Origin of the sequence: Streptomyces sp. NPDC047081 (assembly GCF_040643775.1) — a bacterium.
In the GTDB taxonomy this organism is placed as follows: domain Bacteria; phylum Actinomycetota; class Actinomycetes; order Streptomycetales; family Streptomycetaceae; genus Streptomyces.
In genome coordinates this window covers 462,898-486,431 of sequence record NZ_JBEYUY010000001.1, presented here as the reverse complement: position 1 = coordinate 486,431, position 23,534 = coordinate 462,898, and the positions used below count along the sequence as shown (strand labels likewise).

14 protein-coding genes and 1 pseudogene are annotated in these 23,534 nt (G+C 68.3%); 5 read left to right on the top strand and 10 right to left on the bottom strand.

From position 1 onward, the window contains the following. Positions 1-61: 61 nt before the first annotated feature. A complete protein-coding gene (gene pulA, locus ABZ848_RS02250) occupies positions 62-5,437 on the bottom strand; it encodes a pullulanase-type alpha-1,6-glucosidase (RefSeq protein ID WP_360823828.1) in 5,376 nt (1,791 codons plus the stop codon). Positions 5,438-5,627: 190 nt separating this feature from the next. On the opposite strand from pulA, the gene ABZ848_RS02245 reads away from it, so the two are divergent. Both ABZ848_RS02245 and ABZ848_RS02240 read left to right on the top strand, forming a co-directional pair. Next, positions 5,628-7,697, top strand: a complete 2,070-nt coding sequence (locus tag ABZ848_RS02245) for a carbohydrate-binding module family 20 domain-containing protein (protein WP_360823825.1) — start codon at positions 5,628-5,630, stop codon at positions 7,695-7,697. Between the two features lie 105 nt (positions 7,698-7,802). Then, a complete protein-coding gene (locus tag ABZ848_RS02240; RefSeq protein WP_360823822.1) occupies positions 7,803-9,005 on the top strand; it encodes a serine hydrolase domain-containing protein in 1,203 nt (400 codons plus the stop codon). Here the strand turns inward: ABZ848_RS02240 and ABZ848_RS02235 are convergent. From ABZ848_RS02235 to ABZ848_RS02205, 7 genes and pseudogenes are all read right to left on the bottom strand, one after another. Continuing rightward, positions 8,992-9,525 carry a glycoside hydrolase family 30 beta sandwich domain-containing protein gene (locus tag ABZ848_RS02235; protein ID WP_360823819.1) on the bottom strand — a complete coding sequence of 178 codons (534 nt, stop codon included), beginning with the start codon at positions 9,523-9,525 and terminating at the stop codon, positions 8,992-8,994. The two genes, ABZ848_RS02240 and ABZ848_RS02235, sit on opposite strands and share 14 nt — an antisense overlap. Next, positions 9,526-10,392 (bottom strand): glycoside hydrolase, encoded by an 867-nt coding sequence (locus ABZ848_RS02230; RefSeq protein ID WP_360823816.1) that lies wholly within the window; start codon positions 10,390-10,392, stop codon positions 9,526-9,528. Positions 10,393-10,502: 110 nt separating this feature from the next. Continuing rightward, positions 10,503-11,876 carry an alpha-amylase family protein gene (locus tag ABZ848_RS02225; protein WP_360823813.1) on the bottom strand — a complete coding sequence of 458 codons (1,374 nt, stop codon included), beginning with the start codon at positions 11,874-11,876 and terminating at the stop codon, positions 10,503-10,505. Positions 11,877-12,027: 151 nt separating this feature from the next. Beyond that, positions 12,028-13,692 carry a glycoside hydrolase family 13 protein gene (locus tag ABZ848_RS02220; RefSeq protein WP_360823810.1) on the bottom strand — a complete coding sequence of 555 codons (1,665 nt, stop codon included), beginning with the start codon at positions 13,690-13,692 and terminating at the stop codon, positions 12,028-12,030. Between the two features lie 173 nt (positions 13,693-13,865). Beyond that, positions 13,866-14,780 (bottom strand): ABC transporter permease subunit, encoded by a 915-nt coding sequence (locus ABZ848_RS02215; protein ID WP_360823807.1) that lies wholly within the window; start codon positions 14,778-14,780, stop codon positions 13,866-13,868. Between the two features lie 13 nt (positions 14,781-14,793). Continuing rightward, positions 14,794-15,726: pseudogene (locus ABZ848_RS02210) on the bottom strand (sugar ABC transporter permease); the annotation flags it as partial. Positions 15,727-15,845: 119 nt separating this feature from the next. Beyond that, the gene (locus ABZ848_RS02205; protein ID WP_360823804.1) at positions 15,846-17,120 is read right to left on the bottom strand and encodes an extracellular solute-binding protein; all 1,275 of its coding nucleotides are present in this window, start codon (positions 17,118-17,120) and stop codon (positions 15,846-15,848) included. 390 nt (positions 17,121-17,510) lie between these two features. Between ABZ848_RS02205 and ABZ848_RS02200 the strand changes: the two genes are divergently transcribed. Then, entirely contained in the window at positions 17,511-18,545 is a 1,035-nt protein-coding gene (locus ABZ848_RS02200) for a LacI family DNA-binding transcriptional regulator (RefSeq protein WP_360823801.1), read from the top strand. A 131-nt stretch (positions 18,546-18,676) separates the two neighbouring features. Further along, positions 18,677-19,528 (top strand): phosphatase PAP2 family protein, encoded by an 852-nt coding sequence (locus ABZ848_RS02195; protein WP_360823798.1) that lies wholly within the window; start codon positions 18,677-18,679, stop codon positions 19,526-19,528. Between the two features lie 54 nt (positions 19,529-19,582). Here the strand turns inward: ABZ848_RS02195 and ABZ848_RS02190 are convergent, their stop codons facing one another. Together ABZ848_RS02190 and ABZ848_RS02185 are read right to left on the bottom strand one after the other, a co-directional pair. Then, entirely contained in the window at positions 19,583-21,151 is a 1,569-nt protein-coding gene (locus ABZ848_RS02190) for an amidohydrolase (protein WP_360823795.1), read from the bottom strand. A gap of 40 nt (positions 21,152-21,191) precedes the next feature. After that, the gene (locus ABZ848_RS02185; RefSeq protein WP_360823792.1) at positions 21,192-22,643 is read right to left on the bottom strand and encodes an APC family permease; all 1,452 of its coding nucleotides are present in this window, start codon (positions 22,641-22,643) and stop codon (positions 21,192-21,194) included. A 120-nt stretch (positions 22,644-22,763) separates the two neighbouring features. Between ABZ848_RS02185 and ABZ848_RS02180 the strand changes: the two genes are divergently transcribed. After that, complete coding sequence (locus tag ABZ848_RS02180) at positions 22,764-23,375, top strand: TetR/AcrR family transcriptional regulator (RefSeq protein ID WP_360823789.1); 612 nt, start codon at positions 22,764-22,766, stop codon at positions 23,373-23,375. Positions 23,376-23,534 lie beyond the last annotated feature (159 nt).

Sequence of the window (23,534 nt, the reverse complement as noted above, 5' to 3'; positions counted from 1 at the left end):
TGGACAGCACCGGTGGGACAGGCCCTCCGTGCGGGCCCGCCCCACCAAAGTAATGCCGATATCAGCTGGTCCGGGAGAATACCGCCACAGTGCGCCCCGGAACGGCGAACGTGCCCGATTCCCGCTCATAGGAAGAGGACTTGACGGTAGAGTCCGCGCCCGACACCTGCACCGGGTGCAGCCGGTAGCCGGTCCCTGACAGCGCGTTCACCCGCTGTTTCTGCTCGTTCGGCGTCGCGTTGAAGACGACGACGAGATCACCGAGCTCCATGGTGATCACCCCGGGCGTCTCGTCCTTTCCGGACAGCGGGAAGGAGAGCTTCGACTGCACCTGTCCAGTGGTGTCGAGCGAGAACGCGCTCTCCGTCGTACGAATCCTCAGCAGATCGCGGTACGCGGCCGAGGCCCCGTCGATCTGGTCGCACCCCACCTTCACCGTACTCAACAGGGGCTTGGCGTAAGGCCACTTGGACTCGTTGTCGGCCGCCATCGGCAGCCCCTGCCCGAAGCCGTTGCCGTCGGCGCAGTTCCAGTGGACGGCGTTGAACCAGTCGCCGCTGTCGTAGGAGTTGCGGTCGAGGGACTTGGAGCGGAGCAGGTCGCTGCCGGCCTGGGAGAGGGACGGCCCCTGCGAGAGGGTGGCAGTGGCCATCGCCAGGACCTGCATCCGGGCCCGGTCGGCGGCGGACGTACCCGATGGGAGCTTGTACGTCAGCGCGTCGAACAGTGACTCGTTGTCGTGCGCGTCGGCGTAGGCGACGGCGTCGCCGGGTGCGTCCGCGTAACCGGCCGGCTGGCCGTTGTAGTCGACCTCGGCGCCGGTGGTCTCCTTGCCGTCGGTGTCGGTGAAGCGGTACTTGGCGAGGTTGCCGGTCAGGCCGACCTTGATGAGGTCCTGGTAGTGCAGCAGGCGGGCCTTCTGCTCGGCCGAAGTGCCGTTCGCGGTCGAGGAGTTGGGGTCGGTGTAGAGGCCGGAGGCGAAGCCCTGGACGCCGGGGTCGGAGTCGAAGGGGCTGCCGCCGCGCACGGCGTCGCGGGCCCGGTCGGAGAAGGTGGCGATGCCGGTGCCGGCCATGTTCTTCTGGGTGGCCTGCACGAAGCGGGCGTCGTCGGCGACCTCGCCGAAGTTCCAGCCCTCGCCGTACATGATGATCTTCTTGCCGTCGACACCGTCCTTCTTGAGGGTCAGTGCGTCGAGGGCCTTCCTGACCGCGAGGATGTTGGCCTTCGGCTGGTGGCCCATGAGGTCGAAGCGGAAGCCGTCGACCTTGTACTCCTTGGCCCAGGTGACCACCGAGTCGACGACCAGCTTGCCCATCATGGCGTTCTCGGTGGCCGTGTTGGCACAGCAGGTGCTGTTGGCGACCGAGCCGTCGGCGAGGAGCCGCTGGTAGTAGCCGGGGACGACCTGGTCGAGCACGCTGGTGTCGGCCTGCCCGGCGGCCGCGGTGTGGTTGTAGACGACGTCCATGACGACCCGGAGCCCGTCCTGGTTCAGGGACTTGACCATCCTGCGGAACTCGACGGTACGGCCCGTCCCGTCCGGGTCGGTCGCGTACGAACCCTCGGGGACCGTGTAGTGGTACGGGTCGTAGCCCCAGTTGTAGGCGTCCTTCGCGGCGATCTTCGCCACGCACTCCTGCTGCTTGTCGGAGTCGGCCGCGTAGGAGGCGAGATCGCAGTCGGTCGTCGCCTGGTCGGACTTCTTCTCCGGGATGGTGGCGATGTCGAACACGGGCAGCAAGTGCACGTACGACGTACCCGACTTGGCCAGCTCACGCAGATGCTTCGAGCCGTCGCTGTCCTTGTCGGTGAAGGCGAGGTACGTGCCCCGGTCCTTGGCCGGCACGGTCTCGTCCGCGACGGAGAAGTCCCGGACGTGCAGCTCCTGGATCTGGGCGTCCTTCAGCGGCACGGCCTTCGGCTTGGCGAGGCCCGACCAGCCGCTCGGGGCAAGGGACTTGTCGTCCAGGTCGACGACCAGGCTGCGCTTGGAGTCGGTGGTGAGGGCGACCGAGTAGGGGTCGGTGACCTTGTTGGTGACGACCTTCCGGACGGTCGGCGCCCACACCTTCACGACGTACCGATAGGGCTTGTTCTTCCAGGACTTGGGCCCGGTGACGGACCAGACGCCGGTGGCGTCGTCGCGCCGCATCGCCTTGAGGGAGCCGTCCAGCTCCAGCGAGACGCTCTGCGCGGTCGGCGCCCAGACAGCAAGCGTGGGACGGCCGTTGCGGAACGTCGGCCCCAACTCGGCGGTGGTCGCGCTCGCGTACACGTCGTCCAGTACGCCGGCGATCTGCACGCCGGTGGCCGCCAACACGGCCCCGTTCGCGGCCCGTTGGGACGCCACGATCTGCCCGTCGAGGGTCTCGCGCACCCGGCCGCGGTCGCGCGGGTCGACCGACCAGGCCGTGTAGTCCTTCAGATACGGGAACTTGGCCTTCTGGGCGTCGGTGAGCGTGGTCTTCGTCAGCCGCAGCCAGCGCTCGTCGTCGCTCGTCAGCGTGCCGTCCTTCACGGCGATCGAGCCGTCGTGGGAGTAGAGCAGCTGGGTGGAGACGGCGGCGTCGGAGCCGTTCCAGGCGACCGTGTTCCGGTCGATCCAGACCGCCTTGGAGGTGGTCAGGTCGAGCGCGGCGGCCGAGCCGGCGGGCTGCGGCAGCAGGTACTTCTCCTGGCCGTTCAACAGCCACACCTCGTAGCCGTTGGCCTTGAGATCGAGCGACTGGTCGGCCGAGAGATCCTTCTCGTCGCCCTTGTGGATGATGTAACTGAGGCTGGTGGCACCGTCGGTGAGCGGTACCTCGAAGACCGCGCCATAGGCGTCAGTCTTCACCGGCTTCAGCGGGCTCGACCAGTCCGTGGGGTTCGCGGCTCCGGTCCACACGTGCAGACCCCAGCCGTCGTAGTTCCCGTCGGCGCGGTGGTAGTGGATGACCGCCTTGGTCTTGTCCTGCGCCGGGTAGTCCGGCCGGGTCGTCTGAACGGCCTCCTTGCCCTGCTCGATCCACACCTCGCCGGTCTTGGTGACGTCGATCGAGCGGTCCGCGGAGACGTCCTTGTCGCCGTCCTTGTCGATGACGAGGAACCCCACGTTCGAGGCCCCGGCCTTCAACTTGACGTAGGCGAAGGCGCCGTAGGCGTCCCGGCCGACGAACGGGTGGCTCGCGGGCCAGGTCGTCGACTCGCCGTCGGCGAGGTCGCCCCAGGCGTACAGGCCCCAGTTGTCGTAGTCGCCGTCGGTGCGCTTGTAGTGGACGATCGCGTAGTCGCGGGAGGAGGCGGTGGGGACCTCGGCGGCGGGCGGGGTGCCGGTGGTGGAGGCGGCGGTGGCGCTCGCCGTGTGTCCGGCCGTGTCGACGACAACTGCCTTGTAGCGCAGGGCGGTTCCGGCCGGTACGTCCTTGCCGATGACCTGCGTGACCTTGTACGGGGCATGGTCGGCGGAGCCGAGCGTCCGCCACTTGCCGTTGCCGACCTGGGCGGCGAAGACGACCCGGTTGAGCCGGCCGCCGTCGACGTCGGCGGAGACCTCGACCGTGCCGGTGGCGCCGGCGTCCGGGGCCTTGAGGGTGATGGTCGGAGCGGTCGCGGGCTTGGCGAGCTTGCCCGCGGCCTTGAGGACGATCGCCGAGCCGGCCGGTACCGTCACGGTGACCTTCTTGTCGGCACCGGAGGTCACATCGCTCGAAGTCCCGTAGATCCCGCGGAACTTCATGTCCGCCGAGCCCGTCGCGAAGGTCGCCGACTTCGCCTCGCCCGCGTTGTTGAAGGCGACGACGTACTCCTGGCCGCTCTTGGCGTCCGTACGGCTGAAGGCGTAGACGCCCGATCCGTCGGCCGCGTAACGCTCGGTCTGCACGCCGTCCGTGAGGGCGGGGTTGCTCCTGCGCAGCTCGCTGAGAGCACTGATCTGCTTGTAGAGCGGTGCACTCGTGTCGTACGAGTCGCTCGCGTGCGTGCGGTCGGTGCCGATCTCGTCGTCGTCGAGGTAGTCGGCGACCTTGGACGCGAACATCGTCTGGCGGGCGTCCTTGTCGCCGCCGGACCCGGTGAAGCCCTGCTCGTCGCCGTAGTAGACGACCGGGTTGCCGCGGCTGAGGAACATCACCTCGTTGGCGAGCCTGTCCTTGGCAAGCAGCTCGGCGTCCGTGGCCTTCGGGTTGTCCTGCTCCAGGAAGTACCCGATGCGCCCCATGTCGTGGTTGCCGAGAAAGGTGACCTGCTCGTACGCGTTCGCCTTGTCGGTCGTGTACTTGTAGTCGTCGCCGAAGACGGACGCGAGCTTCTGCGCGCTGCCGCCCTGGGAAGCGTAGGAGCGGGCCGCGTCCTGGAAGGGGAAGTCGAGGGTGGCGTCGAGGCGGCCCTGGGTGACGTACGGCGAAGTGATCGAGGTGTCGGCGGAGTAGACCTCGCCGAACATGAAGAAGTCCTTACGGCCGTGCTGGGCCGCGTAGTTGTCGAGCGCGGTCGCCCACTGCGTCCAGAACTCCATGTCGACGTGCTTCACGGTGTCGATCCGGAAGCCGTCGACGTCGAAGTCGCGCACCCACCGCTCGTAGATCCTCTCCATGCCGCTGACGACCTCGGGACGCTCGGTCCACAGGTCGTCGAGGCCGGAGAAGTCGCCGTAGGTGGCGTTCTCGCCGGCGTAGGTGGAGTCGCCGCGGTTGTGGTACATCGTCGTGTCGTTGAGCCACGACGGGACCTTGACGTTCTTCTTCGCGGCGGGGACGGTCGGCGTCCGCGGGAAGGAGGCGGCGGAGACGGCCGGGAACTTCTTCTTCCCGTCCGCGTAGTCGGCGTCGTCGAAGGGCCGCCCGTCCTTGGTCAGATAAGGAAAGGCACCTTTCGACAGATAGTCGTACGACTTCTCCTCGTAGTCGACGACGTCGGCCGTGTGGTTGGTGATGACGTCGAAGAAGACCTTCATGCCCTTGGCGTGCGCCTTGGATATGAGCGTCTCCAGGTCCTTGTTGGTGCCGAAGTGCGGGTCGACCTGGGTGAAGTCGGTGATCCAGTAACCGTGGTAGCCGGCGGAGGCGTTGCTCCCGGTCCCCTGCACGGGCTGGTTCTTGAAGATCGGGGCCATCCAGATGGCGGTGGTGCCCAGGCCCTTGATGTAGTCGAGCTTCTTGGTCAGGCCCTTGAGGTCGCCGCCCTGGTAGAAGCCCTTGTCGGTGGGGTCGTAGCCGGTACTCAGCCGTGAACCGGTGAGCCCGCCCTCGTCATTGGCCGTGTCCCCGTTGGCGAAGCGGTCCGGCATGACGAAGTAGAACTGCTCGCGCGTGTCGTCGTGCCGGGCGGGCGCGGCGGCGAGCTCGGCGTCCGAGGGCGGCGCGGGCGGGGAGTCCGCGTGGGCCGCGAGCGGCTGTATCAGCGCCGCGGCGAGGGCGGCCACGGCGACGGCCGCGACCCGTCTGACATGTATCACCGGTGTGAACTCCTAGCGATAGCGGCTCTCGTGGGTCCGACCCCGCGTGACCGTATCGCTGGCGCAAGGATTACAGCAAGAGTTCTGAAACTCATAGCAAGAAGTTTCAACAGCTGCCTTGACGTGCCTTCCTCAACACCCCCACTCTCACCACTGGTCGAACCCCCAACACCCTTCATCGGAGCCGCACATGACCAGACACCGACCCCCGGGTGTCTTCCGGCGCACGGCCAGTGCCATGGCCGCCGGCGCGCTGGCCCTCGCGGGCGTCATAGCCCTGCCGGCCGCCGCCGCGCACGCGGACACCACCGCAAAGGGCGATGTCATCGCCAACCTCTGGGAATGGAACTGGGACTCCATTGCCTCCGAGTGCACCAATGTCCTCGGCCCCGCCGGCTACGGCGCGGTCCAGGTGGCCCCGCCCTCCGAGTCCCTCAAGCAGTCGTCGTACTACTGGTGGGACGTCTACCAGCCGTACTCGTACACCCTCAACAGCCGCTTCGGTACGGCATCGCAGTTCGCGTCGATGGTCACCGCCTGCCACAACGCCGGCGTGAAGGTCTACACGGACGCGGTGATCAACCACACGGCCGCCCAGACCGGCACCGGCTACGACGGCACCACCATCACCAACAAGTACGACACCCCGGACTGGGACGCGAGCGACTACCACACCTCCGCCGACTGCCCCACCTCCGACCTCACCATCCAGGACTACTCGAACCTCACCCAGGTCCAGAACTGCGAACTGCTCGGCCTGCCCGACCTCAAGACCAGCGCGGACAACGTCCGTTCGGGCCTCGCCGCCTTCCTCAACAAGCAGATCGCGCTGGGCGTCGACGGCTTCCGCGTCGACTCCGCCAAGCACATCCCGGCCACCGACATGGCCGCGATCGTGGCCAAGCTGAACACCACGACGTCCGGGGCGGCGCCGTACGTCTTCGACGAGGTCTACCCGGGCTCCACCCCGCAGCCGTCGGACTACTACGGCTCCGGCGACGTCCTCGACTTCACCTACGCGAGCAAGATGAAGTCGGCGTTCCAGGGCAACGTCAGCGACCTGTCGTCGCTCGAAAGCAGCGGCATCCTGCCCGCCGCCAACTCGGTGTCCTTCGTGACCAACCACGACACCGAACGCAACGGCCTGCACATGAGCTACAAGGACGGCGACGCCTACAAGCTCGCCAACCTCTTCGAGCTCGCCTACAAGTGGTCCACGCCGACGATCTACTCCAGCTGGCAGTGGACCCAGAGCGACCAGGCCCCGCCGAACTCCGCCGGCTTCGTCACCGACACGGACTGCTCCAACGGCTGGAACTGCCTCGACCGCGACACCGCGGTGGTCGGCATGGTGGCCTGGCACAACGCGGCCGGCAGCGCGGCCGTCTCCAACTGGTCGACCAAGTCGTCCTCCGTGATCGGCTTCGGCCGCAGCGGCGCGGGCTTCTTCGCCGTCAACAACGGCTCCTCCTCGGCCACTTACACCTTCGCGACCGGCATGGCCGACGGCACGTACTCGAACGTCATCGACGGCGGCGCGAGCACGGTGACCGTCTCCGGCGGCAACGCGTCGATCACCATCCCCGCGAAGGACGCCGTCGCCTTCTACAACTCCTCCTACACCTGCACGGTCGGCTGCGACGACTCGGGCAGCGGCGGCTCCACCTCCACGGTGACGGCCACCTTCAACGAGTACGCGTCCACCACGTCCGGCACCAACGTCTACGTCGTCGGCTCGATCGACGCCCTGGGCTCCTGGGACACGTCGAAGGCGATCCAGCTGTCGTCCTCGGGCTACCCGATCTGGTCGGGCGCGGTGAACGTACCGATCAACACGTCGTTCACGTACAAATACGTAAAGAAAGACTCATCCGGAAACATCACCTGGGAGTCGAACGCCAACAGATCGGCCACGACCACGACTTCAGCGGTCAACCTGAACAACTCCTGGAACGTGGCGGACGCGAGCGCCACCGACGTCACCTTCAACGAGTACGCCACGACCGACTGGGGCACCAACGTCTACGTCGTCGGCTCCATCGCCTCCCTCGGCTCCTGGAACACCAGCGACGCGATCCCGCTGTCGTCGGAGTCGTACCCGACGTGGAGCAGGCTGGTGATCGTTCCGAAGAGCACGGCCTTCACGTACAAGTACATCAAGAAGGACAGCTCCGGGAACGTGACCTGGGAGTCCGGCACGAACCGCTCCTACACGACGGGCACCTCCTCGGGCTACTCCACCAGTGACACCTGGAAATAGCCGAACGAGTGAACTCGCCGGTACGACTGTCGGAAGAAGGCTTCGGGGCGCGTCCCTGATGGTGGTCTTGCGGTCCGAACCCGTGACCGAAAGAGGCACCGCATCATGCGACGCATCCCCCACCGCCGACTCATCGGCGCGACGCTGTTCGTGGCGTCGCTGCTGGTTCCGATGGCAGCCGCTCCCGCCACGGCCGGGCAGGCCGTGAGCGGGCAGCGGTATTCGTACGGCGACTGTCGGCCGGGGGGTGGTCTCGGGCATGAGACGACCGCCCGGCTGGACCGGACCATCGCGGATGTCCGTCGGCAGGCGGGCATCCCCGGTGCCGTCGTCGGGCTGTGGATGCCGGGCAAGGGGTGTTACGTCCGTGCGAGCGGCGTCGCCGACAAGGGCAGCGGGCGGCCGATGAGCCCGGATGTGTTCCTGCGCATCGGGAGCGAGACCAAGACCTTCACCGTCACCGCGCTGCTCGAACTCGTCGACGAGCGCCTCGTCGGGCTGGACGACCCGATCTCCTGGTACGTCCGTGGCGTGCCGAACGGCCGCCACATCACCCTGCGCCACCTCGCCGAGATGCGCAGCGGGCTGTTCCCGTACACCGCCGACCCGGACTTCGTGCACGACCTGCTGAGCGACCCGCAGCGCTACTTCACGCCGCGGGAAGCGCTGGCGTACGGCTTCAGGCACGAGAACACCTTCGCGCCGGGCACCCGGTTCCAGTACTCCAACACCAATCTCGTGCTGCTCGGCCTCGTGGTCGAGAAGGTCAGCGGGCAGCGGCTCGGTGACTTCCTCGACGAGCGGGTGCTCGGGCCGGCCCGGCTGCACCACACGCTGCTGCCGCACGGGCCGGAGTTCCCCGAGCCGCACCCGCGCGGCTACACCAACCAGACGCTGAGCGGCGAGGTCACCGACTCCACGGACTGGAACCCCAGCTGGGCCTGGGCCGCCGGAGCGATGATCTCCGACCTGCACGACCTGCGCCGCTGGGCGGAGATCGTCGCCACCGGGAAGCTGCTCAGCCCCGAGACCCAGGCCGAGCGGCTCAAGACGCTCCCGACCGGCATCCCCGGCACGAGCTACGGCCTCGGCATCTTCGAGACCGGCGGATGGATCGGCCACAACGGCTCCATCCCCGGCTACGAGACCGTGACCGTCTACCTCCCCTCCCAGAAGGCCACCCTGGTCATCATGATCAACACGGACATCAGCAGCCGGGGCCAGGAGCCGTCCAGCATCCTCGCCCGCGCGATCACCAAGGTCGTCACGCCGGACAACGTCTACGACGGCGCGGCTACTGCCTCCTGATCGTGTACGTCACCAGGGAGCGCGCCGGGACCGTGGTGTTCAGCGTCCCCGAACTCACCGAGGCGGCCGGCTGCTTGGCCATGCCGTGCGTGCCGTCGGTGAGGTACGGGGTCGCCGTCCCGGTGGTGATGCCGGTGTTCCGCAGGCCGAAGGAAACGGGCGTGGCGGTCGTGGCCGCGTTGAGCGCGACGACCGTCACCGTGCCGTCGGGGTTGCGGAACGCCGAGAGCCTGAGGTTCGTGTCGCCGGTGCTCGCGCCGATGCGGGTCGCGCCCGGGCGGACGAAGCGGCTGTAGTTGGCCAGCGCCCAAAGGCGCTTCGACACGTGGTAGTTGTCGCCGTCCATCTGGATCAGGCCGCGGGTCGCGCCCGTGGAGGCGCCGTACCAGTAGACGTAGCCGCTGACATTCCCTTTCGTCAGGGCGTCGTTGACGGCGGAGGCGACCGTGAAGCCGTCGTAGCCGCTGCCGTCGTCCCAGTTCTCGTTCCAGGTGGTGCCGTTGGGCGACCACTCGGACATTCAGGTGCGCTTCGAGGTCGGCAGCGGGCTGTCGACCGCGCTGGCGTAGTTGTGGCCGGTGTGGGTCGTGACATAGCCACGGGCCACCGGGTCGGCCTCGATCGCGCTGGTGTACGCCTTCTGCTGGGTCCAGCCGAAGGAGTCGCAGCAGGCCGGCTTGTAGCCGTTCGCGGCCGCCACCGGCCCGAGCACCTTCGTGAACTCCGCCGCCTGCGCCGGGGTGAGCCGCATCGAGTCGTACGTGGCCGTCCAGTCCGGTTCGTTGGTGAAGCCGAGGTCGGTGACGCCGACGCCCTCCTGGCCGTAGAACTTCGCGTACTGGACAAGGAAGTCGGCGTACGCCTTGCGCCAGTCGCCGCTCGCGCAGCTCGCGCCCGACAGGCCGCACAGGGTGCCGCCGTTCGCGTCCGTGCCGTTGGTCTTCATGTAGCCGGGGGCGGTCCAGGCGTCGGCGTAGAAGCGGTTGACCCCGTACGCCTTGGCCTGCTGGGCGAGCCAGACCTGGCCCTTGTCGTAGCCGTCCCAGGTGTACTTGGGAGTCGCGTTCGGGCCGCCGGGATCCGTCGGCTGGATGCCGGAGTCGATGCCGAGGCGCAGGATGCTGAGGCCGGCGCCGGTCGTGCGGTTGAAGAGGAGGTCGAGGATCTCGCGCTGGTGCTGGGCCGATAAGCCCTGCGAGCCGTTCATGATGGCGGCCCGGCCGAAGTGCTCGGAGATGCCGAAGCCGTCGATCGGCTGGTACACGGTGGCGCCGTCGACGGTGGCCGGGGTGGCCGCGGCCGAGGGCAGGGCCGCCGCGGTGGCGCCGGTGGCCGTGAGCAGGGCGGCCGATGCGGTGAGCGCCCACTTCCTGACTCTGCGCTGCATGTTGCTCCCTTCGGCGGGAGCGCGAGGATGGGAGCGCTCCCATACGACAGACAGCAGGGAACGTAGGACGACACTCGACGAGCGTCAATCCCACGCGCCCCGCTGGTCGTTCAGCAGCTCGACTTGCCGGTGTAGATGGCGAGAGCCGTGTTGGAGCCGAGCGTCGCCGTGAACTGGCCGCTGGAGTTCACCGTCACGCTCGTGTTGTTCTGCACGTTGCAGTACGTCCCCGCGGGCAGCGAGGTCTGGTAAGTCCGGGTCAGCGAGCCCGACTCGTGGTTGATGGCGACGTAGCCCTTGCTGCCGCGGCCGAAGCCGATAGCGTCGCCGCCGTTGTCCCACCAGTTGGTCACCGACTCGCCGCGCACGGCGTTGCGGAAGGCGACCATGCGGATGATCTCCGGCCAGGCGTGCTGGCACTTCCAGCCGTCCTGCCAACAGGCGGTCACGGAGCCGTTGTCGGGCGGTCCGGCGTCCGTGTCGGACCATTCGTAGCCGGAGTTGATGTCCGGGGCGCCGTACGGGTAGGCGAGCATGAAGACGTTGGCGAGGGTGTAGTTCGCCCCGTCCTTGTAGTTCAGCGTGCTGCCGTTGCGCTCGGTGTCGTGGTTGTCGACGAAGACGCCGGCCACCGAACTGCTCATGTAGCCCCAGCCCTCGCCGTAGTTCTTCAGGTAGGCGAGGTTCTCGTTGTTGAAGACGCGCTTGAGGTCGTAGGCGTAACGGAACTCCTGCACGTCGCCGTTGCCCGTGTACTCGGTGGGCTGGACGGCCTCTCCGCTGCCGTAGATGACCTCCTGCTTCCAGTACACCGACGGATTGCTCAGCCGGGACTTGATGTTGGCGAGGTCGGCGGTGTCGATGTGCTTGGCCGCGTCGATGCGGAAGCCGTCGACGCCGAGGGTGAGCAGGTCGTTCATGTACCCGGCGATGGCCCCCCGGACGTACTCCTCGCCCGTGTCCAGGTCGGCTAGCCCGACCAGTTCGCAGTGCTGGACGTTCCAGCGGTCGCTGTAGTTGCTGACCGGGGACGTGCAGTCGTCGAAGTCGTAGGAGGAGTACAGGCCCGGGTAGTCGTACTTCGTGTACGACGAGCCGCCGGTGCCGGTGCCGCTGCCCGCGGACATGTGGTTGACGACCGTGTCGACGACGACCTTCACTCCGGCCGCGTGGCAGGTGTTCACCATGTTCTGGAAGGCCGCGCGGTCGCCGAGCCGGCCCGCGATCTTGTAGCTGACGGGCTGGTACGAGGTCCACCACTGCGAGCCCTGTATGTGCTCGGCGGGTGGGCTGACCTGGACGTACCCGTAGCCGGCGGGGCCGAGGGTGTTGGTGCACTCCTTGGCGACGGAGGCGAAGTTCCACTCGAAGAGGACGGCGGTGACGTCCTTGGTGCCGGGCGGGGAGGCGTGCGCCAAGGTCGGGTTCATGACAAGGGCGGCGGCCGTGAGGGCGACGGTCGCGGCCAGGGTTCTGCGGGCCATGTGGGGGCTCCTTCACCGTTGAAGGCTCTTGCAGCAAGCTTTCTGCAAACTTGCGGTGACGGAGATGTTAAAGGCCCGCTGCCTGAAAAGGCAGCGGGCCGTGTGAAGTTGATGCAAGAACTTTCAGAGGCGGTCTTTCAGGGGCGGTTGTTCAGGGGCGGGTGGTGAACCACACCGTCGTGTCCGCCGGGAGCTTCGTCTCGCCGTCCGCCTCGGTGACCTCGCCGCTGGCGAGCAGGACACGGCCGTACGCCGGAGTCGTCACGGACTCGCCGCCGGTGTTCGCGACGCACACGAACTCCCCGCGCCGGAAGGCGAGGACGCCCTCCGGGGCGCGCAGCCACTCGACCGAGTCGCCCGCGCCGAGGTCGGGCTGCTCACGGCGGACGGCGAGCGCGGCCCGGTACAGCTCCAGGGTCGAGCCGGGGACGCCGGTCTGCGCCTCCACGCTCAACTCCCCCCAGCCGTCCGGCTGCGGCAGCCAGCTCCCGCCACCGCCGAAGCCGTACGACGATCCCTCGCGCGTCCACGGGATCGGCACCCGGCAGCCGTCGCGGAAGCCGTCCTGGCCGGCGCCGCGGAAGTACGCCGGGTCCTGTCGCACCTCGTCCGGGAGGTCGACGACGTCCGGGAGGCCGAGCTCCTCGCCCTGGTAGACGTACGCGGATCCGGGCAGCGCGAGCATCAGCAGCGTCGCCGCCCTGGCCCGGCGCAGGCCGAGTTCGCGGTCGCCGGCCAGGCGGATCTGGGTGCCGAGGCCGGGCGGGTTGGCGAAGCGGGTGGCGTGGCGGGTGACGTCGTGGTTGGACAGGACCCAGGTGGAGGGGGCGCCGACCGGGCGCATGGCCTCCAGGGTGCGGTCGACGACCTGGCGCAGCTCGTCCGCGTCCCAATCGGTCGACAGGTACTGGAAGTTGAAGGCCTGGTGCAGCTCGTCCGGGCGGACGTAGTTGGCGGTGCGCTCGACGGTGGGGGTCCAGGCCTCGGCGACGAAGATGCGCTCGCCGCTGTACTCGTCGAGGATGAGCCGCCACTGGCGGTAGATCTCGTGCACGCCGTCCTGGTCGAAGAACGGCATGACATCGTTGCCCAGCAGCTTGACTTGGTCGTGCGAGCCGAGGTCGGGGAGACCCGCCGCCTTGACCAGGCCGTGCGCCACGTCGATGCGGAAGCCGTCGACGCCCATGTCGAGCCAGAAGCGCAGGATCGAGCGGAACTCGTCGCCGACCGCCGGGTGTTCCCAGTTGAAGTCGGGCTGCTCGGGGGCGAAGAGGTGCAGGTACCACTCGCCGTCGTCGACCCTCGTCCACGCCGGGCCGCCGAAGATCGACTCCCAGTCGTTGGGCGGGAGTTCGCCGTTCTCGCCCTTGCCGGGGCGGAAGTGGTAGCGGTCGCGCAGGGGCGAGCCGGGGCCTTCGCGCAGGGCGCGCTTGAACCACTCGTGCTGGTCCGAGGAGTGGTTGGGCACGAGGTCGACGATGATCCTCAGGCCCAGCTCGTGGGCGTCCCGGATCAGCGCGTCCGCGTCGAGCAGGTTGCCGAACATGGCGTCCACGGCGCGGTAGTCGGCGACGTCGTAGCCGGCGTCGGCCTGCGGGGAGGCGTAGAAGGGGCTGAGCCATACGGCGTCCACGCCGAGGTCGCGGAGGTACGGGAGTCGGGAACGTACGCCTTCCAAGTCGCCCATGCCGTCGCCGTTGCTGTCGGCGAAGCTGCGCGGATAGACCTGGTAGATCACCGCGTCCCGCCACCAGGCGCTGCGCTTGGCTTTGGTGGGGGTTTGGGCCGGGGCGATGGCGGTGTGCTGCTGGCTCATGGCGTCCTTGGGGCTCAGCGGAGTCAATGGGTCAGGTGTGTGTGGCGAGACGGCCGCGGTGTCAGCGGGGTCGGATGGACACCGCGGCCGTCTCGGGTTTTCGGGTGCGGCGCCGTGGGGGCTGGTCGCGCAGTTCCCCGCGCCCCTTACGGGGCGCTGCCGAACCGGCGTTCTCAGCCCTTCGTGCCGCCTGCTGTCAGGCCGGTCACCAGATTCTTCTGCACCAGGTAGAAGAACGCCGACACCGGTATCGCGATCAGCACCGCCGTCGCCGCCATCAGGTTGCGCTGGGCGTCGTGTTCGCTGACGAAGGTCTGCAGGCCCACCGCGAACGTGTACTTCGTGTCGGACAGCATGAACGTCGACGCGAACGCCACCTCGCCGAAGGCCGTGAGGAAGCTGTAGAACGCCGCGACCGCCAGGCCCGGCTTGGCGAGCGGCAGGATCAGTCGCGCGAACGTGCCGAAGGGGGTCAGCCCGTCGACGCGTCCCGCCTCGTCGATCTCGAACGGGATCGTGTCGAAGTAACCCTTCAGCAGCCAGGCGCAGTAGGGCACCGCGGTCGAGCAGTAGACGAGGACGAGTCCAAGGTAGCTGTCGATGAGCTGCAGGTCCGACAGGATCTGGTACATCGGCACCATGAGTACGGCCACCGGGAACATCTGGGTGACCAGTAGCACCCACATGAACTTCCGGTAGCCCGGGAAGCGCATGCGGGAGACCGCGTAACCGGTGGTCGCGGCGATCAGGACGCCGATGACGGTCGTGCCCAGCGAGACGATCAGCGAGCTCTTCAGCCAGTCGAAGAACTCGGTGTGCTGGAGCACGAACGAGTAGTTGGAGAAGGACATCTTGGACCAGATGCCGCCCGGGTGGAGGTAGTCGTCCTTGTCCGGGCCGAGCGAGAGGTAGATCAGCCAGGCCACCGGGAAGAAGGCGATCAGGCTCGCGACGATCAGGATGCCGTGCGCGGCGATCCGCCCGGCGCGGCTCGGCTCGCCGCGGCGCCGCACCCGGCGCGGCGGGGCGGCGGCCGTGGAGTCCCGCTCGCCGGCCGCGGCGGAGGTCTCGACAGTGGTCGTACTCATGGGAGCTCCTGCCTCAGATCGCGAGCTGCTGCTCGTTGCGGTTCAGCCAGCGGCGGTAGAAGGAGGTGAAGACGATCAGGATGGCCAGCAGCAGGATGCCGTAGGCGGCCGACTGGGCGAAGTCACGCGGCTGTTGGCCGAAGCCGAGGTAGTAGGCCCACGTGACGAGGATCTGGGCGTCCGGGGCGGTGTTGCCGAACAGCAGGAAGATGACGGCGAACTGGTTGAAGGTCCAGATGATGCCGAGCAGGACGACCGTGGAGCTGACCGAGCGCAGGCCGGGCAGGGTGACGTACCGGAAGCGCTGCCAGGGGCTCGCGCCGTCCATCTCCGCGGCCTCGTACAGGGAGGCGTCGATGGACTGGAGGCCGCCGAGGAGCGAGACCATCATGAAGGGCACACCGCACCAGGTGTTGACCATGATGGCGGCGAAGCGCTGCCAGAACGTGCTTTCAAGCCAGTCGGGTTGGGGCAGATGGAGCGCGTCGAGGGCGGTGTTGATGATGCCGCCGTCGGCGAGCATGAACCGCCAGCCGAAGACGGTGACGAAGGTCGGCACGGCCCAGGGCAGGATCAGGATCAGCCGGTAGAAGGTGCGCCCGCGCAGCTTCTGGTTGAGCAGGAGCGCGAGGCCGAGACCGATCGTGTAGTGGAGGGCGACGCAGAGGGCCGTCCAGACGATCGTCCAGATGAAGTGGGACCAGAAGCGGTCGTAGGACGTCGGGCCGAACAGGATGTCCTTGTAGTTGTCGAGCCCGATGAACTTGTAGGTGGCGTCGATGTGGTTGACGCCGATCGTGCGTGCGGTGTTGAGGCTGTTGGCGTCGGTGAGGGTGAGGTAGAGGCCGTACACCAAGGGGTACAGCACGAGAACGCCGAGGACGATCGCGACCGGCGCGATCATGGCGTACGCGTACCAGTGCTTCTGGTAGCCGAACTTGAGGCGTTGGACGAATGTCATGGTTCTCGGCACCTTCGGGGTGATCAAGGAGTACGGCGCACAGGCCGGTGACCGCCGGATCCCCTCCCCCCATGATCAGGGGGGACCCGGCGGTCACTCGGGGCTCACTTGCTGAAGTCCGGCACCAGCTTGGCGATGGCGAGCTCAGCGTTGCTCAGGCCCTTGTCCAGGGACTCCTTGCCGCCGGCGATCTTCGGCAGCTCGGTGTCCAGCGGGCCCCACAGGGAGCTGTACTCGGGCAGCGCGGGCCGCGGCTGGGCGGCGGACAGGACCGTCTGGAAGCCGGCGATGCCCGGGTCGGCCTTGACCTCGGCGGTGTAGGCGTCGTCGCGCGTGGGCAGCGTGGAGTTCTTCAGGGCGATCTCCGTCTGCGACTTGGCGGAGGTCATGAAGTTGACGAACTTCAGCGCGGCGGCCTGGTGGGCCTTGTCCGAGCCGGCGTAGACGGACAGGTTGTGGCCGCCGGTCGGGGCGCCCGCCTTGCCGGTGGAGCCGGCCGGGACGGTGGCGATGCCGAGGTTGGACTTGTCCTTGAAGGCCGAGCCCTTGTAGAAGTTCGTGATCTCCCAGGGGCCCTGGATGATCGCGGCGACCTTGCCGTTGACGAAGGCGTCCTGGATGTGGGAGTAGGCGTCGGCGGTGACGTCGGCCTTGTGCAGGCCCTGTCCCTTGAAGAGGCTCTGCCAGGTGCCGTAGGCCTTCTTCGCGGCGTCCGAGTTCACGGTGATCTTCTTGGCGGCGGCGTCGACGGTGTCGGTGCCCTCGCCGTAGAGGAAGGTCTGCGCGTAGTAGGCCTGGGTGGAGCCCCAGTAGCCGTCCACCTTGGCCTTGGACTCGATCTTGGCGGCGTCGGCCCTGAGCTCGTCCCAGGTCTTGGGGGCCTCGGTGATGCCGGCCTTCTTGAAGATCGCCTTGTTGTAGACGAGCGCGAGGGTGTCGGTGACGAACGGCACGCCGTACGTCTTGCCCTCGTACTGGGCCTGCGTGATCAGGCTGGACTGGAACTTGCTCTGGTCCTTGAGGGCCTCGGTGCCGTCCAGCGGCAGGAAGTAGCCCTTCTTGGCGAAGGCGGGGGTCCAGCCGACCTCGGAACGCAGCACGTCCGGGGCGCCCTTGGAGCCGGCGGCGGTGTCGAACTTGTTCTGCGCCTCGCTGAAGGGGACGTTGACGTACTTGACCTTGATGTCCTTGTTGGCGGCCTCGAACTGGCTGACCAGGGCCTTGTACGTCGGCGCCTCATTGGTGGCGTTGGAGGTGTCCCACCACGTGATGGTGACCGGACCGTCCGACTTGCCGCTGCCGCTGTCGCCGCTCCCGCAGGCCGTCGCCGCGAGGGCGAGGGACGCCACCAGCGCGCTGGCCGCTATGCCACGCCGCATGAGTTCTCCTTGAGGGTGAAAGCCCGTGTGGTGCGAAGGCCGGCCCCGTCTGCCGTCCCCGCCGTGCCGACTGCGCCGTTGCGGCGGCCGGGCGACGAGAACGTAACAGCGATGTAAGCGCCACCGAAAGACCTTGCAGCAAAAAATTGCAAGACGGCCCGAGAGTTACTCCGCCGTGACCTCCACTCGACTCCTCCGCAACCGCGTATTGAAGCCGCTGAGCGGGCAGACGCACTCTTGTGCAAGACTCTGCAAGCTCTTGCCGTATCTGGCGCCCAGCGAACACGAGGGACCGCGATGACGCAGCAACCCGCACGGGGCCGGGCGACCACTCGTCCCCGGCGCCCGATTGGTGTGCAAAGTGACGGTCGGCCGGTACAGTCCACCCCTGTGACCACACGGCTAGCCGACATCGCTGCTCAGGCGGGGGTGAGCGAAGCGACCGTCAGCCGCGTCCTCAACGGGAAGCCGGGCGTCGCCGCAACCACCCGCCAGTCCGTGCTGGCCGCACTCGACGTGCTCGGCTACGAGCGTCCGGTGCGGCTGCGACAGCGCAGCGAGGGCCTGGTGGGCCTGATCACCCCGGAGCTGGAGAACCCCATATTCCCGGCCCTCGCCCAGGTCATCGGCCAGGCGCTGACCAGGCAGGGCTACACCCCGGTGCTCGCCACCCAGACCCCGGGCGGCTCCACGGAGGACGAGCTCACCGAGATGCTGGTCGACCGCGGGGTCGCCGGCATCATCTACGTCTCCGGCCTGCACGCCGACACCACGGCCGACATGGAGCGCTACGAGCGGCTGCGCGCCCAGGGCGTCCCGTACGTCCTGGTGGACGGCTTCTCCCCGAAGGTCCAGGCCCCCTTCATCTCCCCCGACGACCGCGCGGCGATGACCCTGGCCGTGACGCACCTGATCTCACTCGGTCACACGAGGATCGGCCTCGCCCTCGGCCCGAAACGGTTCGTCCCGGTCCAGCGCAAGATCGAGGGCTTCGTCCGCGCGATGCAGGACCAGCTGGGCCTGACCGCGGAGACCATCGAGTCCGACCTCGTCCAGCACTCGCTGTACACCCTGGAGGGCGGCCAGGCGGCGGCCACCGCGCTCATCGGCCGCGACTGTACGGCGGTGGTGTGCGCGAGCGACATGATGGCGCTCGGCGCGATACGGGCGGCCCGGCAGCTCGGCCTCGAAGTCCCGCGGGACGTCTCGGTGGTGGGCTTCGACGACTCCCCGCTGATCGCCTTCACCGACCCGCCCCTCACCACCGTCCGCAAGCCGGTGCCGGCGATGGGGCAGGCGGCGGTACGCACGTTGTTGGAAGAGATCGGCGGGACTCCTGCGCCCCACAGTGAGTTCGTGTTCATGCCGGAGCTGGTGGTGCGTGGTTCGACCGCTTCGGCGCCTGGGGAGCGGAATCGTCCCTAGGGCGGAGGAACGGCGCGTTCCGGCAGTGCGCTGGTAGTAGTCGCGCACGTCTTCCCGTCGTAGGACATGCGGCCTGAACCAGACCAAGGGATGATCGGTCGTGGAAGGCATTTCTGGCAGACTTTGTGCCCATGGGTGACTCGACCGTGACCAGTCTGGAAGACCGTGAGCAGACGGCCGTTCCGGACTCCGACACGGCCTCGGACAAGCCGGGTCCGCTGAGCCGGCTGCGCACCCCGCGGCGGCCCCGCCTCTGGTTCGAGATCCTTCTGATCGCGGTGAGTTACTGGACGTACTCGCTCATCCGCAACGCGGTTCCGGAGCAGCGCGGCGAGGCGCTGCGCAACGCCGACTGGATCTGGCGGATGGAGCACCATCTCGGCATCGCCGTCGAGGAGTCCGTCAACCACGCGGTGAACTCCGTGACTTGGCTGATCGTCGGCATGAACTACTACTACGCGACGCTGCACTTCGTGGTGACGCTGGGTGTGCTGGTGTGGCTCTACCGCAGTCACCCCGGGCGTTACGCGGCGACTCGGCTGGTGCTCTTCGCGACGACGGGTGTGGCCCTGGTCGGTTACTACCTGTATCCGCTCGCCCCTCCGCGGCTCATGAACGGCAGCACCTTCATCGACACGGTCATGGTCCATCAGACCTGGGGGTCGATGGCGTCCGGGGACCTCAAGCACATGTCCAACCAGTACGCGGCGATGCCATCCATGCACATCGGGTGGTCGCTGTGGTGCGGGCTGACGATCTTCGCGCTGGCCAAGGTGCCGTGGGTGCGGGTGCTGGGGCTGCTGTATCCGGCGGTGACGTTGATGGTGATCGTGTCTACTGCCAACCACTTCTGGCTGGATGCGGTGGGGGGCATGTTGTGCCTGGCGTTCGGGTTCGGGGTGGCTCGGGTTTGGTATGGGGCTTTGCCTTATGCGTTGCCAAGGACTCCTGTGGGAATGCCGCAGTTGGAAGTGGCGCGATAGGTCGTCGGGCGGCTGACGGTCAGTGGTGGCTGGTCGCGCAGTTCCCCGCGCCCCTTAGAAGCGCCTCAAGTGACCGCCTGTAACCGTCAGGGGCACCGGGGCCTCCGCTAGCTCGTCCGCCGGGGCTTCCACCGGGTCCAAGCCCAAGGCCGTCAGGTCAGCCCTGTACCCCACCGCGATACGGCCCGCCCTGTCGCACTCCCCCGCCGCCCGCGCCGCATGGCTGGTGCAGCCTTCCAAGGCCTCCAGGCCCGTCAGGCCTGCCCTCCCCGAAGCCGCACCCCTCGGAGCGCGAGCCGTCGCCAGCACCGCCCTTACGTCGTAGTGGGCGATCGGCCAGTCCGAGCCCAGGGCCACCGTCGCGCCCGCGTCTCGCAGGTCCCGTAGGCGCCAGGCGTGGGCGGAGCGTTCGGTGCCCAGGCGGCGGGACCACTCGTCCGTGCCGTCGGCCCGGGTGTAGTCGGTGTGCGGTGGCTGCATGGACGCCGCCACGCCCAGTTCCGCGAACCGTGGCAGCAGGGCGTCCAGTGCCGTCTCGATGTGCTCGATCCTGTGGCGTCCCCGGGCGTCCGGTCCCAGCCCGGCCACCACGTCCAGGACGTGCCGTACCGCCGCGTCGCCGATGGCATGCGTGGCCGTGGGCACCCCGGCCGCGTGCAGGTGGCGTACGGCAGCCGCGTACGCCTCCGGGTCCGGCCAGAACGCCTCCGTCCCCTGGCCGTGGCAGTCCGCGTGCTCCAGCCAGGCCGTGCCGCCCTCCACGGTTCCGTCCATGAAGAACTTGACCCCGGCGACCTCCCAGTGCCGTCCCCCGTGGCCCTGCGCCGCGACCAGTTCCTCCAGCCCGGCCTCGTCCACCCCGGGCATGCACCAGGGCGCGAACCGCAGCCGCACCGGCAGTACGGTCTCCCGCGCCACGGACTCGACCAGCTCACGGTCGCCCGCATCCATCACATGCGCCCCGGTCAGGCCGGTCGCGGCCATCGCCGAAAGCAGTTCCATCAGACGGGAGCGGCGGGTCGTATACGACTCCCGTGGCATCACCTCCGTCACCAGAGCCATGGCGGCGTGCTCGACGAGGTGGCCGGTGGGGCGCCCGGAGGCGTCGCAGACCACCTCCGAGCGCTGGGCGAAGGGCCGCGGCCCGCGCACCCCCGCAGCGGCGAGCGCGGGCCCGGTCACGAGGGCCGAGTGACCGTCGTAGAGGCGGAGGAAGGCGGGTGTGTCGGCGGCGAGTACGTCCTCCACGAGCGCGCGGTCCACGGGCCGCCCCTCGAAGGCGTTGTGATCGAGGCCGTACCCGATCACCCACCCCTCGATCCGCTCCGCCCCCGCGACGGCCGTCCGGAGCTCCCCCAGATCCCGCACGCCCGACAGATCGACACCGGTCGCCATCTCCAGGCCCCACACGGGGTGGCTGTGCGCGTCGACGAGACCGGGCACGAGGTGCGCCCCTTCCAGGGCCACGACCTCCGTGCCCGCCCCACGCCAGTCCCGCACGTCGGCCTCCTCGCCGACGGCCGCGATCACCCCGTCACGCACGGCGACGGCGGTGGCGTACGGCCGCCCGGGATCGAGGGTGCGGACCTCGGCGCCGGTGAGGATCAGGTCGGCGGTGGGCATGAGTGAATGAACTCCCTTGGTCTGTAGGGCAATTGAGCTGCTATTCAGCCGGTTCCGCGGCGAAGTCGGCGTACACCTGGGGACGTTGGCGGCGCAGCCACCATGCCAGCCCGAGGCCGACGACGAACACGGCGGGCGCGATGACGATCAGGGCGGTGTTGACGGTGTCGGACGCGCCCGTGAACAGGTCGATGTGAGTGATGACCAGACCTATGGCCGTCGCCAGCAGCAGGGCGGCGACGACCGGAGCGACGACCGTACGCACCACACCCTCCTCGTGGCTGACCCGGCGGAAGTAGCAGGGCACCGCGATCGCCACGAGGAGCTGGAGGGCGAACAGGCCGATCATTCCTGGGGTGTTGACCCACAGGAGCAGCTGGCTGTACGGGTCGGCGCCGGCGGCCCAGAAGGCCACGACCACGACCGCGCCGAGAACGGTCTGGACGATCCCGGCGACATACGGCGAACGATGCCGGGCGTGCACACGCCCCATCACCTTCGGCAGCACACCCTCCTCGGCGAGCGCGAGGGCGTACCGGTTGATGGCGTTGTGGAAGGCGAGCAGTGAGGCGATGACGCTCGTGACGATGAAGATGTGCATCAGGTCGGCAGCCCAGGAGCCCACGTAGGTGGTGATGGCGGAGAAGAAGAGGCCGCCGGGGTCCTTGGCGGCGGCCTCGATGACGCCCGCGTTCCCGAAGGCCTGGATGACGATCCAGACGATGAAGGCGTAGAAGAGCCCGAGGAAGCCGATGGCGACGTAGGTCGCGCGCGGCACCGTGCGCTCGGGGTCCCGGGCCTCCCGCCGGTAGATGACGGTCGACTCGAACCCGGTGAAGGCGGCGAAGGCGAAGGCCAGGACCACGGCCGTACCGGAGACGAGGACATGGCCGGGGGCGAAGGAGGCGCCCGACAGTCCATGCGCACCGCCCTTCACCAGCACTCCACCCGCCAGCAGGACCAGGATGCCGGTCTCGGCCGCGAGCAGGACGCCCAGCACCTTGGCGCCGAAGTCGATGGAACGGAAGCCGCCGTAGCCGATGACGAGGAGGCCGGCCAGCGAGATCGGCAGCCAGGGGACGTCGGCGCCGAAGAGGGCGTGCAGGGTGTCCTTGGTCGCCGAGGCGAGGAGGCCGTAGACGCCGATCTCCATGCCGTTGTAGCCGATCAGAGCGAGCAGAGCGGCGCCGATGCCGACGGGGCGGCCGAGGCCACGGGTGATGTACGCGTAGAAGGCGCCGCCGCTCTTCACATGGCGGCTCATGGTGGTGAAGCCGACGGCGAAGACGGCGAGCGTGATGCCGGCGATCAGGTAGCCGGCCGGGGCGCCGATACCGCCCAACAGAATCGCGAGCGGGGCGACGCCGGCCATGACGGTGAGCGGGGCGGCGGCGGACACCACGAAGAACGCGATGTCGGCGGTGCCGAGGGAACCGGAGCGGAGGGTCGCCGTGGCGTTCGGCGTTCTCTCCTCGGGCGTGGTGACGGACATGGGGAAGCCCTTCGAGCGCGAGGGACGGGCCCGTAAACCTAAAGGATTTCGGTTTCGGCAATGTAGCCTCCTCATGGGCATACGGGAAGCCCGTCTCGCACCTCCAGGGAGAACACACGCATGGGACGGCCGCGCACACCGCTCCTCGACCGCGAGCGCATCACCACGACCGCGCTGCAACTCGTCGACGAGCAGGGCGACTTCAGCGTCCCGCAGATCGCGAAGCGCCTAGGCGCCCAGACAGGCTCGGTGTATCACCATGTGGACGGCCGCGACGGCATCGTGGAACTCCTACGCGAACGCGTCGCATCAGCGATCGACCCCAAAACCCTCGACGAAACCCCGTGGGACAGGGCGCTGGAGGCCTGGGCCCGCTCCTACCGAGCAGCCTTCGCGGCCCACCCGAAGGCGATCCCACTCCTCATGACATCACCCGTACGAGCCCCCCGGGTACTGGAGCAGTACGAGCGGGCGGTAACCCTCCTCCTGGACGCCGACTTCGCCCCCTCAGACGTAATGCCACTGATCATCGCCTTGGAGAACCTGGTGCTGGGCTCGGCCCTGGACCTCTCGGCACCGGAGACGATGTGGGTACTCACCGAGTCGACCCCGACACCCAAACTCGCCAAGGCACTGGAGGCAGTAGGCGAGGGCCGAGCGGACAGGTCCTTCAACCTGGGCCTGGCAGCCCTACTGAACCACGCCCGCACACTACGCACAGCCGAGGCGTAGCCCCACGGCCCCGCAGCCGCGTACGCACGGGAGCGGGTCGGGGCGGTACGGCGCAACCCGCCGCGTACATGGCATTCGGACAGGCCAGCCCCTCGAAGAAACGGCAAGACCGTAGGCGGCGGGTTCGCCGTACCGCCCCGACCCCGACCCACAACCCGC

Excerpts from the sequence above, each read along its gene's own strand:
- ABZ848_RS02190 (WP_360823795.1), bottom strand. The coding sequence starts at position 21,151 with ATGCCCACCGCCGACCTGATCCTCACCGGCGCCGAGGTCCGCACCCTC.
- ABZ848_RS02225 (WP_360823813.1), bottom strand. The coding sequence starts at position 11,876 with ATGGCCCGCAGAACCCTGGCCGCGACCGTCGCCCTCACGGCCGCCGCC.
- ABZ848_RS02240 (WP_360823822.1), top strand. The coding sequence starts at position 7,803 with ATGCGACGCATCCCCCACCGCCGACTCATCGGCGCGACGCTGTTCGTG.
- ABZ848_RS02180 (WP_360823789.1), top strand. The coding sequence starts at position 22,764 with ATGGGACGGCCGCGCACACCGCTCCTCGACCGCGAGCGCATCACCACG.
- ABZ848_RS02215 (WP_360823807.1), bottom strand. The coding sequence starts at position 14,780 with ATGAGTACGACCACTGTCGAGACCTCCGCCGCGGCCGGCGAGCGGGAC.
- ABZ848_RS02245 (WP_360823825.1), top strand. The coding sequence starts at position 5,628 with ATGACCAGACACCGACCCCCGGGTGTCTTCCGGCGCACGGCCAGTGCC.
- ABZ848_RS02185 (WP_360823792.1), bottom strand. The coding sequence starts at position 22,643 with ATGTCCGTCACCACGCCCGAGGAGAGAACGCCGAACGCCACGGCGACC.
- ABZ848_RS02205 (WP_360823804.1), bottom strand. The coding sequence starts at position 17,120 with ATGCGGCGTGGCATAGCGGCCAGCGCGCTGGTGGCGTCCCTCGCCCTC.
- ABZ848_RS02220 (WP_360823810.1), bottom strand. The coding sequence starts at position 13,692 with ATGAGCCAGCAGCACACCGCCATCGCCCCGGCCCAAACCCCCACCAAA.
- ABZ848_RS02230 (WP_360823816.1), bottom strand. The coding sequence starts at position 10,392 with ATGCAGCGCAGAGTCAGGAAGTGGGCGCTCACCGCATCGGCCGCCCTG.
- ABZ848_RS02235 (WP_360823819.1), bottom strand. The coding sequence starts at position 9,525 with ATGTCCGAGTGGTCGCCCAACGGCACCACCTGGAACGAGAACTGGGAC.
- ABZ848_RS02195 (WP_360823798.1), top strand. The coding sequence starts at position 18,677 with ATGGGTGACTCGACCGTGACCAGTCTGGAAGACCGTGAGCAGACGGCC.